The sequence below is a fragment of the Pseudomonas sp. GW821-FHT07E12 genome (assembly GCF_058986605.1).
Genome location: NZ_JBYSVX010000092.1, coordinates 1 through 1,092, shown reverse-complemented (window position 1 = coordinate 1,092; position 1,092 = coordinate 1). Strand labels below are relative to the sequence as shown.

Sequence of the window (1,092 nt, the reverse complement as noted above, 5' to 3'; positions counted from 1 at the left end):
ATTCGTCGGCGCCAAGGAATACTTCCCCGGCATCGGCCAGATCAAATTCGAAGGTCGCGATTCGGACAATCCGCTGGCCTTCAAGGTCTACGACGCCAACAGGAAGATCGGCGACAAGACCATGGCCGAGCACCTGCGCTTTGCCACCTGTTACTGGCACACCTTCGGCAATGCCGGTGCCGATCCGTTCGGCCCGGGTACGCGCAAGTTCCCGTGGGAGGCCGGTTCGCCGCTGGCCACCGCCGAGGCCAAGGTCGATGCCGCCTTCGAGTTCTTCACCAAACTCGGCACGCCGTACTGGTGCTTCCACGATATCGACCTGTCCCCGGACGCGGAGGACATCGGCGAGTACGAGAAGAACCTCAAGCACCTGGTCGGGCTGGCCAAGGCCCGCCAGGACGCCAGTGGCATCAAGCTGCTGTGGGGCACGGCCAACCTGTTCAGCCACCCGCGCTACATGAACGGTGCGGCGACCAACCCGGACTTCGCGGTGGTCGCGCGCGCGGCGGTGCAGGTCAAGGCGGCGCTGGAAGCCACGGTCGAGCTGGGTGGTGAGCATTACGTGTTCTGGGGCGGTCGTGAAGGCTATGCGTCCTTGCACAACACGAACATGAAGCGCGAGCTGGAGCACTTCGCCCGCTTCCTGACCGTGGCCCGTGACTACGGCCGCAGCATCGGTCTGAAGGGCAACTTCCTGATCGAGCCGAAACCCATGGAGCCGATGAAGCACCAGTACGACTTCGACAGCGCCACCGTGGCCGGCTTCCTGCGCCAGTACGGGCTGGACAAGGACTTCAAGCTCAACATCGAGGCCAACCACGCCACGCTGTCGGGCCACACCTTCGAGCACGATCTGCAGGTGGCCAGCGACGCCGGGCTGCTGGGCAGCATCGATGCCAACCGCGGCAACGCCCAGAACGGCTGGGATACCGACCAGTTCCCGACCGATCTGTACGACACCGTGGGCGCCATGCTGGTGGTGCTGCGCCAGGGTGGTCTAGAGGGCGGGTTGAACTTCGACGCCAAGCCGCGCCGTGAATCGACCGATCTGCAGGATCTGTTCATCGCCCACATCGGCGGCATGGACGCGTT

The 1,092-nt window shown here is 64.4% G+C and carries 1 protein-coding gene; it reads left to right on the top strand.

Features of this window, described 5'->3' with window-relative positions; translation table 11 throughout:
* The coding region (xylA, locus tag AC3WJE_RS21035) for a xylose isomerase (RefSeq protein WP_493732791.1) at positions 1 to 1,092 on the top strand (1,092 nt) is incomplete at both ends.